Origin of the sequence: Haloferax profundi, assembly GCF_001469865.1 — an archaeon.
Lineage (GTDB): Archaea > Halobacteriota > Halobacteria > Halobacteriales > Haloferacaceae > Haloferax > Haloferax profundi.
Genome location: NZ_LOPV01000694.1, coordinates 1 through 1005, shown reverse-complemented (window position 1 = coordinate 1005; position 1005 = coordinate 1). Strand labels below are relative to the sequence as shown.

At 61.3% G+C, this 1005-nt stretch carries 1 protein-coding gene; it reads right to left on the bottom strand.

The features are described 5' to 3' along the window. Positions 1–1005: CheF family chemotaxis protein (locus tag AUR66_RS18860; protein ID WP_058573651.1), on the bottom strand; the 1005-nt coding region annotated here is incomplete at both ends.

Below are 1005 nucleotides of genomic sequence, written 5' to 3'. Positions count from 1 at the left end.
GTCTTCTATCTCTTCGTTCACGACGAAGCGGCCCTGCGGCGTAAGCGACGTGGGGAGCGAATCGTCTTCGATGAGTTCCTCGTCGTTGAGCGTCTCCAGTGCCTCGTCGAGAACGGCTTGTTCGACACCGAGGAGTTCGCTGAAGTCCACTTCCGCGGCCATCTCACCGGCGGAGTAGAGGCCGACGAGGACTTCGAGGCCCTGCTCTGTGACTTCCACGTCGCGGACGTTGGACTTTATCCAGTGGTAGACGAGTCGGAGGTACCGCCCGAGGATGTTCATCTTCCGCCGTGATTTGAGAGATATCTCCGAGGTGACGGTTCGTCCCTGCTCGACGTGTTGTACCGAGAGGACGAGGCGCTTTTCGTCGTCGACGGTCCGTTCGAGCACCTCGAAGAAGATGACGCTCGCGAGGTCGATGTGGAACGGGTCACCGTTTTCGGTGAGTGGACCGTCGTCGTCGGGGAACGTGACCGCCTCGTAATCGAGGTGGAGTCCAGTCGGGCGACGCGGCGTGTCCATGACGCGCCCACCGATTCGGGCGGGGTGTGTGACCTGCGCCTGTGACCCGTTGAGCACCGCGCGGAACAAGAGCAAGGTGAACTTCTCGATTGTCTCTCTATCGCCGCCGATGACGGTGGTCCGTCGCTGACTCCCGATGATGTACCCGACCATCACGGTGTAGTCGAAGAACTCCTCGACTTCCGGTGGGACCTGCCCGACGGCGATGTCGAAGATAGACGTAATCGGGATATCTGTCTTCGAGTTCGAGGTGGCGAGGATGAGTCTGCGCTGACTCATCAGCACACGCCCCTTGACGGGTTCGAACGAGGCGTTGCCCCCGGCGACGAAACTCGCGACGAAGTCCACGACGATGGACTCTCCGTTGGCGGTGCGCCGTCGTTGGCGCTGCTTAGACTTCTCGCGTTCTGCCTGCTCTCGGTCGTCTTCGGGTTCCGACTTCTGGCGGCGGTACGCTTGCAGCAGGTCGCTCTCTGCGACGTC